Origin of the sequence: Arthrobacter pascens (genome assembly GCF_017052465.1) — a bacterium.
GTDB lineage: Bacteria > Actinomycetota > Actinomycetes > Actinomycetales > Micrococcaceae > Arthrobacter > Arthrobacter pascens.
In genome coordinates this window covers 60,715-75,892 of record NZ_JAFHKT010000113.1, presented here as the reverse complement: position 1 = coordinate 75,892, position 15,178 = coordinate 60,715, and the positions used below count along the sequence as shown (strand labels likewise).

At 65.7% G+C, this 15,178-nt stretch carries 13 protein-coding genes; 7 read left to right on the top strand and 6 right to left on the bottom strand.

Annotated features, from left to right (window positions below):
• Window positions 1–87: 87 nt before the first annotated feature.
• From JYA52_RS04900 to tkt, 3 genes are read right to left on the bottom strand one after another with little or no spacing between them, the layout of a single operon-like run.
• Window positions 88–1,722 carry a phosphoglucose isomerase-related protein gene (locus JYA52_RS04900; protein ID WP_205652078.1) on the bottom strand — a complete coding sequence of 545 codons (1,635 nt, stop codon included), beginning with the start codon at window positions 1,720–1,722 and terminating at the stop codon, window positions 88–90.
• 6 nt (window positions 1,723–1,728) lie between these two features.
• On the bottom strand, window positions 1,729–2,847 hold the full coding sequence (tal, locus tag JYA52_RS04895) for a transaldolase (RefSeq protein WP_205652077.1): 1,119 nt from the start codon (window positions 2,845–2,847) through the stop codon (window positions 1,729–1,731).
• 30 nt (window positions 2,848–2,877) lie between these two features.
• On the bottom strand, window positions 2,878–4,995 hold the full coding sequence (gene tkt / locus JYA52_RS04890; protein ID WP_205652086.1) for a transketolase: 2,118 nt from the start codon (window positions 4,993–4,995) through the stop codon (window positions 2,878–2,880).
• A gap of 506 nt (window positions 4,996–5,501) precedes the next feature.
• Between tkt and JYA52_RS04885 the strand changes: the two genes are divergently transcribed.
• The gene (locus JYA52_RS04885; protein WP_205652076.1) at window positions 5,502–6,464 is read left to right on the top strand and encodes a heme o synthase; all 963 of its coding nucleotides are present in this window, start codon (window positions 5,502–5,504) and stop codon (window positions 6,462–6,464) included.
• Between the two features lie 758 nt (window positions 6,465–7,222).
• Here JYA52_RS04885 and JYA52_RS04880 read toward each other — a convergent pair.
• The 3 genes from JYA52_RS04880 to JYA52_RS04870 are packed head-to-tail and all read right to left on the bottom strand — an operon-like array spanning window position 7,223 to window position 9,887.
• On the bottom strand, window positions 7,223–8,149 hold the full coding sequence (locus tag JYA52_RS04880; protein ID WP_372433738.1) for a COX15/CtaA family protein: 927 nt from the start codon (window positions 8,147–8,149) through the stop codon (window positions 7,223–7,225).
• A gap of 14 nt (window positions 8,150–8,163) precedes the next feature.
• Window positions 8,164–8,922 carry an ABC transporter permease gene (locus JYA52_RS04875; protein WP_205652075.1) on the bottom strand — a complete coding sequence of 253 codons (759 nt, stop codon included), beginning with the start codon at window positions 8,920–8,922 and terminating at the stop codon, window positions 8,164–8,166.
• Entirely contained in the window at window positions 8,919–9,887 is a 969-nt protein-coding gene (locus tag JYA52_RS04870; RefSeq protein ID WP_205652074.1) for an ABC transporter ATP-binding protein, read from the bottom strand. The genes JYA52_RS04875 and JYA52_RS04870 overlap by 4 nt, the downstream gene beginning before the upstream one ends.
• Window positions 9,888–9,992: 105 nt before the next feature.
• On the opposite strand from JYA52_RS04870, the gene JYA52_RS04865 reads away from it, so the two are divergent.
• The 6 genes from JYA52_RS04865 to JYA52_RS04840 all read left to right on the top strand — a co-directional run bounded on the left by JYA52_RS04865 (window position 9,993) and on the right by JYA52_RS04840 (window position 15,173).
• Window positions 9,993–10,850: a helix-turn-helix transcriptional regulator gene (locus tag JYA52_RS04865; protein WP_307869315.1), complete on the top strand. Its 858-nt coding sequence runs from the start codon at window positions 9,993–9,995 to the stop codon at window positions 10,848–10,850.
• Window positions 10,847–12,310 (top strand): Fe-S cluster assembly protein SufB, encoded by a 1,464-nt coding sequence (gene sufB, locus JYA52_RS04860; protein ID WP_205652072.1) that lies wholly within the window; start codon window positions 10,847–10,849, stop codon window positions 12,308–12,310. The genes JYA52_RS04865 and sufB overlap by 4 nt, the downstream gene beginning before the upstream one ends.
• Window positions 12,310–13,560 (top strand): Fe-S cluster assembly protein SufD, encoded by a 1,251-nt coding sequence (sufD, locus tag JYA52_RS04855; protein ID WP_205652071.1) that lies wholly within the window; start codon window positions 12,310–12,312, stop codon window positions 13,558–13,560. The genes sufB and sufD overlap by 1 nt, the downstream gene beginning before the upstream one ends.
• Before the next feature lie 26 nt (window positions 13,561–13,586).
• Entirely contained in the window at window positions 13,587–13,946 is a 360-nt protein-coding gene (locus JYA52_RS04850) for a non-heme iron oxygenase ferredoxin subunit (protein ID WP_205652070.1), read from the top strand.
• Between the two features lie 90 nt (window positions 13,947–14,036).
• Entirely contained in the window at window positions 14,037–14,828 is a 792-nt protein-coding gene (gene sufC / locus JYA52_RS04845; protein WP_205652069.1) for a Fe-S cluster assembly ATPase SufC, read from the top strand.
• Window positions 14,829–14,840: 12 nt separating this feature from the next.
• Entirely contained in the window at window positions 14,841–15,173 is a 333-nt protein-coding gene (locus JYA52_RS04840) for a metal-sulfur cluster assembly factor (protein WP_205652068.1), read from the top strand.
• Window positions 15,174–15,178 lie beyond the last annotated feature (5 nt).

The window sequence follows — 15,178 nt, the reverse complement described above, 5'->3', positions numbered from 1 at the left end:
GCGGTCCCGCGGATCCCGCAACGGATTCCCGCTCCGGAACGCAGTCCTTCGGCCGTTCAAGGTATCTGGCATGGTGAGTAAAGTGCCTTAGCTATCGGTGGCGGATGCTGCCCGGGCGGCAAGCGACGAAACAATCTCCTGAAGCTGGGCCACGCCCGCCGCGCGCTCCGTGAGGTGGAGGCGGAGGACAGGGCGGCCGTGTTCGCTCAGCACCTGGGCGTCGCCGGCAGCCTGAGCGGCGATCAGCTCCCCGAAGGTGAACGGGCGTTCCGGAATGGCGAGGTCCTCGCTGGACGCGGCCGTGACCTGCAGGAACACGCCGATCGCGGGGCCGCCCTTGTGGAACTGGCCAGTGGAGTGGAGGAAACGGGGTCCCCAGCCGAAAGTGACCGGACGGCGGCTCAGCTGGGCGAGTTCGTCGCGAATTCCCTCCAGCTGCGAGTATGCCAAGCGGTCAAAGTAGGCCTGGACGCTGAGGTACCCGTTGGTGTCCAGCTGCGAGAGCAGGGCCGAGACCGCGTCGGCTGCCGTGCCGGCGCTCCCCAGCCATTCACCGCCGCGGACCTCGATGGCGCCGTCGGTGAAGGCCGCCGGCGTCGGTTCCGGCTGTGCGTCCAGCAGGCCGCGGGCAGCAACCTTGGCGGCTTCCACATCGGGCTGGTCGAAGGGGTTGATGCCCAGGAGGCGACCGGCGACGGCCGTGGCGAACTCCCACACCATCATCTGGGCGGCGAGGCCGCCGGCAATGGCGACTTCGTTTTCGCCGAGTTCGACGTCGGCATCCGCGGCTACCAGCCGCACCACCAGTACGTCTTCGGCGCCGGAGGAGACCTCCGGCGCGGAGGGGCCCGCGACTACCGGAAGGACGCCGGTGCCGAGCTTGCCGGTGGATTCGGCGATGAGCTGTTCGGCCCAGTCAGCGAAGCCGACGATGCCCGAACCGTCCTCGGCGATGACGATCTTGTCCCGCAGCGGGTTGGTCCCTCCCAGGGCCGTGCCAAGGGCGAGGCCGATGTTCTCCGGGGCGTCCTCGTTGAGGATTTCCGCGGCTTCCTCCGCTTCGTCCAGGAACGACTGGATGTCCACGCCTGCCAGGCCGGACGGAACCAGTCCGAACGCGGTCAGGGCAGAGTAGCGGCCGCCCACGTTGGGGTCCGCGTTGAAGATGGCACGGTATCCGGCCTCGCGGGAGGCCTTGTCCAGCGGTGAGCCCGGGTCGGTGACGATGATGATCCGGCTCTTGGCATCAATGCCGGCCTCAGTGAAAGCCTGCTCGAAGATCCGCCGCTGCGAATCGGTTTCCAGGGTTGAACCGGACTTCGAAGACACAACAATGGCGGTCTCCGAGAGCCGGTCCGCGAGGGCAGCGCCGACCTGTTCGGGGTCGGTGCTGTCCAGCACGGTCAGCTCGACGCCAGCGGTGCCGGCGATGACTTCAGGGGCAAGCGAGGAGCCGCCCATGCCACAAAGGACTATGCGGGTGACGCCTTCGGCCCTGAGGGCATCGCGGAGCTCCAGGATGCCGTCCACGAGGGGCTGCGAGACGGTGGCCGCCTCGACCCAGCCCAGGCGGACTGACGACTCGGCTTCTGCATCGGGACCCCACAGCGTGTGGTCCTTGGCGAAGATCCGGGTGGCAATACGGTCCTCCACCAGGGCGGAGAGGTGCTGCTCAAGGGCCTTCCGGGCGGCGCCGGTGGCGTCGTAGCTGAGTGTGCTCATCGTGTATTAGGAAGCCTTCCGTGCGTTGGCGAGGGCGCCCTCGACGTCGGCCAGCAGTTCCTTCCAGCTGGCAACGAACTTGTCGAGCCCTTCGGATTCGAGCAGGGCCACAACCTCGTTGTAGGAGACGCCGAGGGCCTCCAGCGCGTTGAGCGTGGCGTTTGCTTCCTCGTACGTGCCGGTCACGGTGTCGCCGGTGACCACGCCGTGGTCAAAGGTGGCGTCCAGGGTCTTCTCCGGCATGGTGTTCACGACGCCCGCGGCGACGAGTTCGGTGACGTAGAGGGTGTCCGGGTAGGCCGGGTCCTTCACGCCCGTGGAGGCCCAGAGCGGGCGCTGCGGCAGGGCGCCGGCTTCAGCCAGCACGGCCCAGCGCTCGGTGGAGAACTGCTCCTCGTAGACCTGGTAGGCGAGGCGGGCGTTGGCCACACCGGCCTTGCCCTTGAGGGCCTTGGCCTCGTCGGTGCCGATGGCGTTGAGGCGCTTGTCGATTTCGGTGTCCACGCGGGAGACGAAGAACGAGGCGACGGAATGGATCTTGGAGAGGTCGTGGCCGTTGTCCTTGGCCTGCTCCAGTCCGGACTGGAACGCGTTGATGACGGCGCGATAGCGCTCCAGGGAGAAGATCAGGGTCACGTTGACGCTGATGCCTTCGGCGAGGGTTGCCGTGATGGCTTCGAGGCCTTCGAGGGTGGCAGGGATTTTGATGAGGACGTTGTCCCGGCCGACCTTCTTGTACAGGTGCTTGGCTTCGGCGATGGTTCCGGCGGTGTCCCAGGCGAGGCGGGGGTCCACCTCGATGGAGACGCGGCCGTCAACACCGTTGGTTGCCGCGGCGACCGGTGCGAACAGGTCGCAGGCGTCGGCGACGTCCGTGGTGGTGATTTCGAAGATGGTTTCCTCGATGGTGGCGCCTGCCGCTGCCTCTTTGGCGATGACGGCGTCGTAGTCGTGGCCGGTGGTGATGGCGGCGTGGAAGATGCTGGGGTTCGTGGTGACACCCACAACGTTCTTCTCCTCGATGAGCTTCTGCAGCGTGCCGGTCTTCAGGCGGCCGCGGGAGAGGTCATCGAGCCAGATGGAAACGCCGGCGTCGGAGAGCTGCTGCGTGGGAGTGGTAGTCATTTCATTTCTCCTTGAAACTGTGGGGTGCTGTCAGGACTGGAGTCCGGCGAGGGAATCCTTGGCGGCAGCGGCGACAGCTTCTGCCGTGATGCCGAATTCCTGGAAGAGGCGCTTGTAGTCTGCCGAGGCGCCGTAGTGCTCGAGGCTGATGGAGCGTCCGGCGTCGCCGACGAACTCCTTCCAGCCCAGGGCCAGGCCGGCCTCGACAGACACGCGGGCCTTGACTGCTGCGGGCAGGACTGCCTCGCGGTACGCGGCGTCCTGCTTGTTGAACCACTCAACGCACGGCATGGAAACCACGCGGGTGGCGATGCCCTCGGCCTGGAGTGCTTCGCGGGCCTGGACGGCGAGCTGGACCTCGGAACCGGTGCCGATCAGGATGACCTGGGCGTCCACGGTCTGCCCGTCCTTGGAGGCTTCGGCCAGGACGTATCCGCCCTTGGCCACGCCGGCGGTGGAACCGAAGGTGTCACCCTCCGCGTTTCCGTCGCCCCGCTCGTAGGTGGGGATGTTCTGGCGGGTCAGGACGATGCCGGCCGGGTTCTCGTGGTTCGCCAGCATGGCCTTCCACGCTGCCGAGACTTCGTTGGCGTCGCCGGGGCGGACCACGTCCAGGCCGGGAATGGCACGGAGGGAGGACAGCTGTTCAACCGGCTGGTGGGTGGGGCCGTCCTCGCCCAGGCCGATGGAGTCGTGCGTCCAGACGTACAGTGACGGCACACCCATGAGCGCACCGAGGCGGATGGCCGGGCGCTGGTAGTCGCTGAAGATCAGGAACGTACCGGAGAACGCGCGGGTCTTGCCGTGCAGGGAGATGCCGTTGACGATCGAGGCGGCCGCATGCTCGCGGATGCCGAAGTGCAGGACACGGCCGTAGGGGTTACCGGACCAGGCATCGGTCTGCTTCGAGGCGGGAACGAACGACGGCGAGCCTTCGATCGTGGTGTTGTTCGACTCTGCGAGGTCGGCCGAGCCGCCCCACAGTTCCGGCATGACCGGGCCGATGGCGTTGAGCACCTTGCCGGAGGCGGCGCGGGTGGAAACGTCCTTGCCGGCCGGGAAGACCGGCAGGGCTGCGTCCAGTTCGGACGGGAGCTTGCGGGCTTCGACTCGCTCCAGCAGGGCGGCGGCGTCCGGGTTGGCGGACTGCCAGGCGGCGAAGGACTCTTCCCATTCCTTGCGGGCGTGGGCCCCGCGGTCCACGACGGAGCGGGCGTGGGCCAGTACGTCCTCGTCCACCTCGAAGGACTTCTCCGGATCGAAGCCGAGGACCTCCTTCAGCGCTGCAACTTCTTCCGAACCGAGGGCGGAACCGTGGATCTTGCCGGTGTTCTGCTTCTTCGGGGCCGGGTAGCCGATGATGGTGCGCAGCGAAACGATGGAGGGCTTGGACGTCTCGGCCTTTGCGGCCAGAAGCGCCGAGTACAGCTCCTGGATGTCTTCCTTGTAGTCGCCGGTCTTCGTCCAGTCCACGCGCTGGACGTGCCAGCCGTAGGCTTCGTAGCGCTTGAGGACGTCCTCAGTGAAGGCGATGTCGGTGTCGTCTTCAATGGAGATGTGGTTCTCATCGTAAATAACCACGAGGTTGCCGAGTTCCTGGTGGCCGGCGAGGGACGAGGCCTCGGACGTGACGCCTTCCTGGAGGTCGCCGTCGGAAGCGATGACCCAGATGGTGTGGTCAAACGGGCTGGTGCCGGGGGCGGCGTCGGCGTCGAACAGGCCGCGCTGGCGGCGCTGCGAGTAGGCGAAGCCCACCGAGGACGCCAGGCCCTGGCCCAGCGGGCCGGTGGTGATTTCCACGCCGGCCGTGTGCTTGTACTCGGGGTGCCCCGGAGTCAGCGAGCCCCAGGTGCGCAGGGCCTGCAGGTCCTTCAGCTCCAGGCCGTACCCGGAGAGGAACAGCTGGATGTACAGGGTCAGGGACGTGTGACCGGGGGACAGGACGAACCGGTCACGGCCGATCCAGTCTGGGTTCTGCGGGTCGTGGCGCATCATCTTCTGAAAGAGAAGGTATGCGGCAGGAGCCAGGCTCATTGCGGTGCCGGGGTGGCCGTTGCCCACCTTTTCGACGGCGTCGGCGGCTAGGACACGTACAGTGTCAACCGCGCGCTGGTCCAGATCGGTCCATGACAGTTCTTGCTCTTCCAAATGTGGCACGAATCCGGGCCCCTCTCTGTGCTGACGGCAGGCGGTAGGACAGGTCGCGGGAGGGCACAGTTTGGTGCCCGCTGCATTTTTGTCTACCAGCCGTTCACCATTGAAACGTTGATCTTCATTCAGTCGCTGGACGGAGTGGGAATGCGGTTTCTCCCCTTCTCCCACCGCGCGCTGATCTGCTGACAGCTTAGCTCTATTCCACACTTCGGGCGGCTGAAATCTCACTAAATGGACGCAATTTTTGGTTTGTGAACCGTCTTTTCCGGGCCGCTGCGTTAATGTGATCGAAGCGGGCTCGGAGGAATCATTTTCCGCGAATTGCCCGCTGGAGCGGGTGCCGCGGACGGAGGCGGGACCGCGGTATGATATCGGGAGGCCACCGGCGTATCGGCAGGGACCGCGCAGCGGACTTTCCAGCCCGTCAACCGCCGTTGAGGGATCATTCCGGACCTAGGATTCGGGCAGATCAGTCAGACAACACCGCCAGACAGAACAGAGTGACTGCCAACGTGAGCACAACAGATACGCCGCTGACCTCAGCCAGGGTCCACGGAAGAGCCGGACTAGCCCGCAAGGCCAAGGCGTACCTTGCTCTCACCAAACCGCGGGTCATTGAACTTCTGCTCGTGAGCACGCTCCCCACGATGATCTATGCCCAGCGCGGCTTTCCGTCCGTTGGCCTGATCCTTGCCACGCTCGTCGGCGGTGCTTTCGCGGCCGGCAGCGCGGGCGCCTTCAACTGCTACATCGACCGTGACATCGACAAGTTGATGCACCGTACAGAAAAGCGGCCGCTGGTTACCGGGGAAGTCACCCCGCGCGAAGCGCTGGTTTTCGCCTGGCTCCTGGGCGCGGCCGCCATCGCCATTCTCTGGTTCGGCGCCAATCCGCTGTCGGCCTGGCTGGGCCTCGGCGCCATCCTGTTCTACGTGGTGATCTACACCATGATCCTCAAGCGCCGCACGGCGCAGAACATCGTCTGGGGCGGAGCCGCCGGCTGCTTTCCGGTGCTGATCGCCTGGTCGGCGGTCACCAACACGGTCGAGTGGCCCGCCGTCGTGCTGTTCATGGTGATCTTCCTATGGACGCCGCCACATTACTGGCCGCTGTCCATGCGCTACGGCGAGGACTACCGGAACGCCAACGTCCCCATGCTGGGCGCCATCGCCGGCGCCAGGGTGGTGTCCGTGCAGGTGGTCCTGTACGCATGGGCGATGGTTGCGTGTTCCCTGCTTATGGTTCCGGCCGGCGGCGCAGGGTGGGTCTACACCGTGACGGCGGTCCTCGCCGGTGCCTGGTTCCTATACGAATCGCACGCGCTGTACAACCGGGCGCAGGGCGGGGACCTCTCGGACAAGGGCGCCATGAAGGTCTTCCACGGCTCCATCAGCTACCTCACACTGCTGTTCATCGCCCTGGCCGTCGACCCGTTCGTGGGTTCGGCCATCATGGGCGCCTAGCCCAACCCTCCCTCACTTTTCACCGATTAAGGCCCGACGCTCCCTCACTTTTCGGCGTCGGTAGGCAGACGCTCCCTCACTTTTCGGCGTCGGTAGGCAGACGCTCCCTCACTTTTGGGGCCAATATAGCCAGCGCCCCCTCACATCATGTACTGCTCCCCGGAAGTTGGACTGAGATATTCAGTTCCGACTTCCGGGGAGCAGTTTTATGCGTGCGAGTAGTTCGTTGTGTGAGGTCCAGCGCGAGGCGGCGGTGGCGTGGTCTTGAGGAGGGCGTCGCATATCGCAGCCGTTCGTTCTCGCGACGTAATCGCTCTCGCTCGGCATGTCCGTGGGCGGCGGAGCGGCGGACTACCGCAGCAGGCGAGGACAAACCGGCCTCCACTGCCAGGTCCCTGCCAGTCTCGCCCGCGAGAAACCGTTTCCACCCCGGCAAGCTTGAACCCGAACGAGTAGTTACCGCAAAGCCGGCAGTTTCCCAGATACGCCACCTCCGCCTTGGCACGACACCGAACGGATCTCAACAAATCCCGAGGGCTCGAGCCCGGGGCAACACCCTGCCCCGGGCCCTCGCAGCTCTGGCTCCTATTTGGCCGGTCCAACCTTCGGGTCCCCGTTCACAGAATGTGCGGGAGGGTCCCGGTGTGGACGGCAGGATCTGCGGGAGGGTCCGGGTGGGGACGGCAGGACGTGCGGGAGGGTCCCGGTGGGGACGGCAGGATGTGAGGGAGCGTCCAGGCACCAAGGGGGGGCGGGGGCTAGTGGGCCGGGCTGGAGCGCGCGATGTCCCAGGCGTTCGTGGCGGCGCTCATGAGCAGGGCGGCACCGAGCATGTGCGCGCCCACGAGGAGGGCCGGAATGCCGTTGTAATACTGGGTGAAACCGATGACGGCCTGCAGCAGCGTGACGCCCAGGAGCATCAGGACGGCCGAACGGAACGGCCCCGGGATGCGGCGCTGGAGGACCACGTAGCAGGCGAACAGCGTCCCGGCAGTGATCAGGTACGCGGGCACGGCATGGATGTGCGAAAACAGGTCCCAGTCGAGGTTGTTGCGGGGCGCCTCGGCGTCGCCGGCGTGCGGCCCGGCGCCGGTGACCACGACGCCCAGCATGACGGCCAGCGCGGAGAACACGGCGACGGCGGTCATCAGCGGACGCGCGACGCCGGGCAGCGCGGGCAGCGCGTGGGTCATAAAGCGGCCGGTTCGTCCGTAGGCCCGGTTGACGAGCAGCGTGGCGAACACCACGAGCGCCATGGAGACGAGGAAGTGCAGGCCCACCACCCAGGGGTTCAGCCTGGTGAGGACCGTGATCCCGCCGATGACGGCCTGGGCCGGGATGCTGGCCAGGAGTCCCAGGGCCAGGAGGAACAGGTCCTTCCGTTCCTTGCGCAGGTTCCACAGGTACACGAGCATGAGTGCGGCCACGGCGGCGAGGGCGAATGTCAGGAGCCGGTTGCCGAACTCGATGAAGCCGTGGATGCCCATTTCCGGCGTGTTGACCAGCGAAGCTTCGGTGCAGCGCGGCCAGGTGGGGCATCCCAGTCCGGAGGCGGTAAGCCGGACGGCGCCGCCGGTGACCACCAGGATCGTCTGGCCGATCAGGGACAGCACCGCGAGCCGGCGGACGGCAGCATCAACGGTTACCGGCAGCCTGGAGGTCACGCGGCTGACGATCTGGGGGATGCTCACTGTTTTTCTCAATTCCACTTGAACCAACGGATGGCCGCTGCACCGGCGAGAACCAGCCACAGCAGCAGGACAAGGACAGCGTCGCCATTGACGGCACCGAGCAGGAACGCATCGCGCAGCCCTTGGCCGAGCGCCCCGGAGGGCAGCAGGTGCACGACGTCCTGGGCCAGGCGCGGCAGCCGCTCTGCGGGGATCACGATGCCGCCGAGGGCGCCCAGGAGGATCCACAGCAGGTTGGTGATGGCCAGGGTGGCCTCGGGCCGCACCGTTCCGGCAACCAGCAGGCCCAGCGCCGTGAACGCCGCGGCGCCCAGCACCAGCAGGCTCAGGCCCGGCACCCACCCGGAGGCATCCGGCCGCCAGCCCAGGGAGAAGGCAACGGCGGAGACCACGAGGACCTGCAGCGCGAGCACGGCAAGTACAGCAAGGATCTTGCCGGCGATCAGCCCGGTGCGCCCCAGCGGCGTGGTGGACAGGAAACGCAACACGCCGTAGCGGCGGTCAAAGCCCGTCGAAATTCCCTGCCCAGTGAAAGCCGTGGACATCGCGCAGAGTGCGAGGATGCCCGGCACGGCCACGTTGACCCTGCTGTCGCCCATGCCGTCCAGCAGCGGCGTGACGGTGAGGCCGACCAAAGCCAGCAACGGAAGTACGACGGCCAGGATCAGCTGCTCGCCGTTTCGGAGCATGGTGACGGCTTCATATTTGCCCTGCAGGACAATGCGGCGGAGGAGGGGAGCGGCAGGCCCGCCAAGCGTGGATGTCATCGGACGTCCCTTCCGGAGATGTCGAGGAAAACGTCTTCGAGGCTGCGGGCCTCCATGCTCATCGATCCGGGCATCACGCCGTGCTGCGCCCACCAGGCGGTCAGCGCGGCAAGATCGTCGGGGGTGAGCGCACCCGTGGCCGAGTAGCTACCCGCCCGCGTTTCCCGGATTTCCACCTCGGCGGGCAGAACGCCGGTGAAGTCGAGGCCGGGCAAAGCCTCGAAGTGCAGGGTGCGGACGTGGCCCTTGTGGGTCATCTCGGGCGTCTGGTGCTGCAGCAGCTGGGCGACGGTGCCCTCCGCCACGTTCCTGCCGGCGTCGATGATGTAGACGTAGTCGGCCAGCCGCTGGGCGTCGTCCATCAGATGGGTGGTCAGGATGATTCCCATCCCGCTGTCGCGGAGCTCCGAGATCAGTCCGAATACGAGCTGGCGCGACTGGGGATCCAGGCCCGCGCTGGGCTCGTCCAGGAACAGCACTTCCGGGTTGCCGATAAGGGCAGCGGCGAGGGCGAGCCGCTGCTTTTGGCCGCCGGAGAGCCGCCGAACACTGGTCCGGCTGAAAGTGTCAATGCCGAGGCGCTCCACGAGTTCATCCATCGGCTTGGGATTGCGGTACATCCCGGCGATGTGGCGAAGGAGCGGCAGGGGACGGGCCGACGGCGGGAGGCCACCTTCCTGGAGCATCACGCCTACGCGGGAACGCAGGTCAGCGCCGGCGCTGCCGGGATCCTGTCCGAGCAGGGAAATGCTTCCGCCGGAGCGCTTCTGCAGTCCTTGGGCGCATTCGATGGTGGTGGTCTTGCCGGCGCCGTTGGCTCCGAGCAGCGCAGTGACCTCGCCGCGTCCTGCGACCAGTGAGACGTCGCTCACCACCCTCAGCATCCTGCCATCGAGGGTGGGCAGCGGACCAACGTCCTTAACGAGCCCGTTGATGGCAAGAACGGGGGATTTGGGGGATCGCACCCCAGCATTCTACGTGAAGTAGTACTGCTTCTTCCGTCCAGGACGTCGCCGCAGGCCAGCCTTGCCTTACTGGATGGGGGGAGTAAATTACGACATGATTGTGTTGTGTATTCCATGAGTAACTCCACGTCCCTGCCTCCGGCCGGGCCTGGCGCGCGAGTCAGCGTGCTGCGCGGTGGAAAGCCGGCTGCCCACGGTGCAACAGCGCCGGTGGCCGACAGCGACGACCGCACGCGCGACCGCGTCCTCAACGCGGTGCTGGAACACGGGCCCGTCAGCGCTGCCGAGCTGGGCGACCTGCTCGGATTCACTCCCGCTGCCGTACGCCGCCACCTGGACCATTTGTCCCGCGCCGGCGTCATCGAAGTCAAGCGCGTCGCACGGGCGGGCACAGGTGCCGGCCGTCCCGCACGCCGCTACGTGCTGAGTTCCCAGGGCCAGTCCACGCTGGGCAATGACTACCTGAACATCGCCAGTTCGGCGCTCAGGCAGCTCGAGGAAATGGCCGGCGCCGAAGCGGTCCGCGCATTCGCCGTCGAGCGGTTCGCCGACATGGAACGCCGCTACGAACCCGAAGTTGAACAGGCGGGGACGGACATCACGGCCCGCGCGCAGGCGCTCTCCGCCGCCCTGTCCCGTGACGGCTTCGTGTCCTCCACGGCCTCCATCGAGGCCAAGGCACCGTTGCCGGCGGCCCTTTCCAGCGTGCAGCTGTGCCAGGGACATTGTCCTATCCAGCAGCTGGCCACGCAGTTCCCGGTATTCTGCGACGCTGAGACGGAAATGTTTTCGCGCCTCGTCGGCGTTGATGTGCGCAGACTTTCCACACTCGCACGCGGCGGCCACGTCTGTACCACCCACATACCAACAGGCCGTCCGGCCGCGACGGGGGCCGATGCCCCCGGAGTCGGGCAGGACACCCTGCATGAAGTATCCAACCATCTGCAAGAAAGGCCGCTATGACGGACCAACTATCAGAGAACAAGGTTGCTGAGACTGCTGTCATTTCGGAGATTCTGGAGAAGAATCCCGAACTGCACGGGATCGGCACCTACGAGTACGGCTGGGCCGACAAGAACGATGTCGGCGCCAACGCCCGGCGCGGTCTGAATGAGGACGTCGTCCGCGACATCTCGGCCAAGAAGAGCGAGCCGGAGTGGATGCTGGACCTGCGCCTCAAAGGCCTGAAGTACTTCGACCGCAAGCCCATGCCCACCTGGGGTGCGGACCTGTCTGGGATCGACTTCGACAACATCAAGTACTTCGTGCGGTCCACGGAGAAGCAGGCTGCCACCTGGGAAGACCTCCCCGAGGACATCCGCAACACGTACGAGAAGCTCGGCATCCCGGAAGCAGAGCGCAGCCGCCTTGTTTCCGGCGTGGCAGCCCAGTACGAATCCGAAGTTGTGTACCACCAGATCCGCGAGGATCTTGAGGCCCAGGGCGTCATCTTCCTGGACACGGACACCGCCCTGCGCGAGCACCCGGAGATCTTCCAGGAGTACTTCGGCACCATCATTCCGGTGGGCGACAACAAGTTTGCCTCGCTGAACACTGCTGTGTGGTCCGGCGGCTCGTTCGTGTATGTCCCCAAGGGCGTCCATGTGGACATTCCGCTGCAGGCCTACTTCCGCATCAACACGGAAAACATGGGCCAGTTCGAGCGCACGCTGATCATCGCGGACGAGGACTCCTACGTCCACTACATCGAAGGCTGCACCGCGCCGATCTACACCTCGGACTCGCTGCACTCCGCCGTCGTGGAAATCGTGGTCAAGAAGGGCGCCCGCGTCCGGTACACCACCATCCAGAACTGGTCCAACAACGTGTACAACCTGGTGACCAAGCGCGCGATTTGCGAAGAAGGCGCCACCATGGAGTGGATCGATGGCAACATCGGCTCCAAGGTCACCATGAAGTACCCTGCCGTCTACCTGACGGGCGAGCACGCGAAGGGTGAGACCCTGTCCATCGCGTTCGCCGGCGAAGGCCAGCACCAGGACACCGGCTCCAAGATGGTCCACATCGCGCCGAACACCAAGAGCTCCATCATCTCCAAGTCGGTTGCCCGCGGCGGCGGTCGTGCAGCCTACCGCGGCCTGGTCCAGATCCGCGAAGGCGCCAAGCACTCGGCCAACACCGTGCGCTGCGACGCCCTGCTGGTGGACACCATCAGCCGCTCGGATACCTACCCGTACATCGACATCCGCGAGGATGACGTCCAGCTGGGTCACGAGGCAACTGTCTCGCGCGTTTCCGAAGAGCAGCTCTTCTACCTCATGTCCCGCGGCATGCGTGAAGACGAAGCCATGGCCATGATCGTGCGCGGCTTCATCGAGCCGATCGCCCGTGAGCTGCCGATGGAATACGCCCTCGAGCTGAACCGCCTCATTGAACTCCAGATGGAAGGATCCGTCGGTTAATGACTGCCGAAATTACTACTGAAAAGGCCCGCATCGGCGCCCCCTCCATCGCAGGTTTCACCGAGGAAGGCGAGGGCCTGGTCTCCGCCAAGGTTGACCACAGCCACAACCACGGCGTCACCGTGATGTCCTCACGCGCCGAGCGGCTCACGAGCTTCGACGTCGCCGACTTCGCGCTGCCCACGGGCCGCGAGGAGGAATGGCGCTTCAGCCCGGTCCGCGGGCTGGCCAACCTGCTCTCGGACACGGCAACTGACGTTGATCCGGAACCGGCCGCGGCATTCACCGTGGACGCGCCGGAAGGGTACGTCCGCAGTACTCTCTCGCAGGGAGCCGCCCCGCGCGGAACGGTGCTGACCCCGGCCGACCGTGCCGCCGTCGTTGCCTCCGCCAACACGGACGAAGCCCTGCACCTGGTCATCCCGGCGGAAGCCGAGCCGGCTGAGCCGTTGAGGATCCTGGTCCACGGTGCCGGCGCCGGACGCCGCTCCAACGCGCACTTCGTGCTGGAGGCGGGTGCAAACTCGCGCAGCGTCGTGATTGTGGAGCACACCGGCGCGGCCGACCACAACGGCAACCTGGAAGTCATCGTTGGCGAGGGCGCAAAGCTCACCGTGATCTCGGTGCAGCTCTGGGAAGACGACGCCAAGCACCTGGGCCAGCACGACGCGCAGGTGGGCAAGGACGCTGTGTACAAGCACATCGCCGTGTCCCTGGGCGGCTCCATCGTGCGGCTGAACTCCAACGTCCGCTTCTCGGGCGAAGGCGCCGAAGCCGAACTGCTGGGCCTCTACTACGCCGACGCCGGCCAGCACCTGGAGCACCGGTCCTTCGTTGACCACAACGAGCCGAACTGCAAGTCCAACGTGCTGTACAAGGGCGCCCTGCAGGGCAAGAACGCGCACACCGTGTGGGTGGGTGACGTCCTGATCCAGAAGCAGGCACTGGGCACCGACTCGTACGAGAAGAACCAGAACCTCGTGCTTACGGACGGCTGCCGCGCGGACTCGGTTCCGAACCTCGAGATCGAAACGGGTCTCATCGAAGGTGCCGGACACGCAAGCTCCACCGGACGTTTTGACGACGAACACCTGTTCTACCTGATGGCCCGCGGCATTCCGGAAGAGGTGGCGCGGCGGCTCGTCGTCCGCGGCTTCCTCAACGAGATCATCCAGCAGATCAAGGTCCCGGCTCTCGAAGAGCGCCTGACCGAGGCTGTTGAGCGCGAACTCGCCGCCACGAATTCCTAAGCAGCCCGGAAAGTACAGGACAAAGGATGACTGAACAGCCAAAGGGCGAGCTCGTATGCAACGTCAACGAGATCCAGCCCAAGCAGGCCCTGCGGATCCTGATCGACGACTACCCCGTCGCGATCGTCAAGGACTCCATGGGTGATATCCACGCCATTGGGGACACCTGCTCGCACGCGGACATCTCCCTCTCCGAGGGCGAGGTCGAGGGCTGTGCCATCGAATGCTGGGGCCACGGTTCGCAGTTCGACCTGCGCACCGGCGAGCCGCTCCAGCTGCCGGCCTACGACCCCGTTCCCGTGTTCGCGGTGGAGATTGTCGGAGACGAAGTTTACGTCGACTTCACCAATGTCCTGAACGGCGCCGAGGCCCCGAACTTCAGCTAGCCCTGACCCGCCTGTACGAAGACCCACCAACTTCCAGACCAAAGACCGCACCGCCGCCGCAACGGCAGGGTGCAGAGGAGAACAAGACACATGTCTACTCTTGAGATCAAGGACCTGCACGTCAGCATCGACACCGAGCAGGGCACCAAGGAGATCCTGAAGGGCGTCAGCCTGACCATCCGCACGGGTGAGACCCACGCCATCATGGGCCCCAACGGCTCGGGCAAGTCCACTCTGGCGTCCACCATCGCCGGCCACCCCCGCTACAACGTCACGGGCGGAACCATCACCCTGGACGGCGAAGACGTCCTCGCCATGAGCGTTGACGAGCGTGCCCGCGCCGGCCTCTTCCTGGCCATGCAGTACCCGGTTGAGGTCCCCGGCGTGACCATGACCAACTTCCTGCGCACGGCCAAGACGGCCATCGACGGCCAGGCACCGGCGCTCCGCACCTGGACCAAGGACGTCAAGGCCGCCATGCAGCAGCTGCGCATCGACGCCGACTTCGCCCAGCGCAACGTCAACGAAGGCTTCTCTGGCGGCGAGAAGAAGCGCGTGGAGATCCTCCAGCTCGAGCTCTTCAAGCCCAAGTTCGCCGTGCTGGACGAGACTGACTCCGGTCTGGACGTCGACGCGCTCAAGGTCGTCTCCGAAGGCGTCAACCGCGCCCACGCCGCAGGCAACATGGGCACGCTGCTCATCACGCACTACACCCGCATCCTGCGCTACATCAAGCCTGAGTTCGTCCACGTCTTCGTTGACGGCCAGGTCGTTGAAGAGGGCGGCCCGGAGCTCGCCGACCGCCTTGAAGAAGAGGGCTACGACCGCTACGCCAAGGGCGCCGGAGCAGCCACCATTGCTGCAGCCGCAGCCCAGGCCTAGTAAGGACACGCCATGACAGAAATCGACGCAGCCCGCACCGGGCTGGATGAAGTCGAAGAGGCACTCAAGGATGTCATCGACCCCGAGCTCGGGGTCAACATCGTGGACCTCGGGCTGCTGTACGGCCTGAAGTACTCCGAGGATGACGGCGCCCTGCTGATCGACATGACCCTCACCACTGCGGCATGCCCACTTACCGATGTGCTTGAAGAGCAGGTCGGCAAGGCGCTCGACGGCGTAGTGGACGAGTGGCGCCTGAACTGGGTGTGGATGCCGCCATGGGGTCCTGAGCGGATCACCGATGACGGCAAGGACCAGATGCGCGCCCTCGGGTTCAACATCTAGATCCC

Coding starts and splice junctions, on each gene's coding strand:
- sufB (WP_205652072.1), top strand. CDS start 10,847: ATGACGGACCAACTATCAGAGAACAAGGTTGCTGAGACTGCTGTCATT.
- tal (WP_205652077.1), bottom strand. CDS start 2,847: ATGACTACCACTCCCACGCAGCAGCTCTCCGACGCCGGCGTTTCCATC.
- JYA52_RS04900 (WP_205652078.1), bottom strand. CDS start 1,722: ATGAGCACACTCAGCTACGACGCCACCGGCGCCGCCCGGAAGGCCCTT.
- JYA52_RS04850 (WP_205652070.1), top strand. CDS start 13,587: ATGACTGAACAGCCAAAGGGCGAGCTCGTATGCAACGTCAACGAGATC.
- JYA52_RS04875 (WP_205652075.1), bottom strand. CDS start 8,922: ATGACATCCACGCTTGGCGGGCCTGCCGCTCCCCTCCTCCGCCGCATT.
- sufC (WP_205652069.1), top strand. CDS start 14,037: ATGTCTACTCTTGAGATCAAGGACCTGCACGTCAGCATCGACACCGAG.
- JYA52_RS04840 (WP_205652068.1), top strand. CDS start 14,841: ATGACAGAAATCGACGCAGCCCGCACCGGGCTGGATGAAGTCGAAGAG.
- sufD (WP_205652071.1), top strand. CDS start 12,310: ATGACTGCCGAAATTACTACTGAAAAGGCCCGCATCGGCGCCCCCTCC.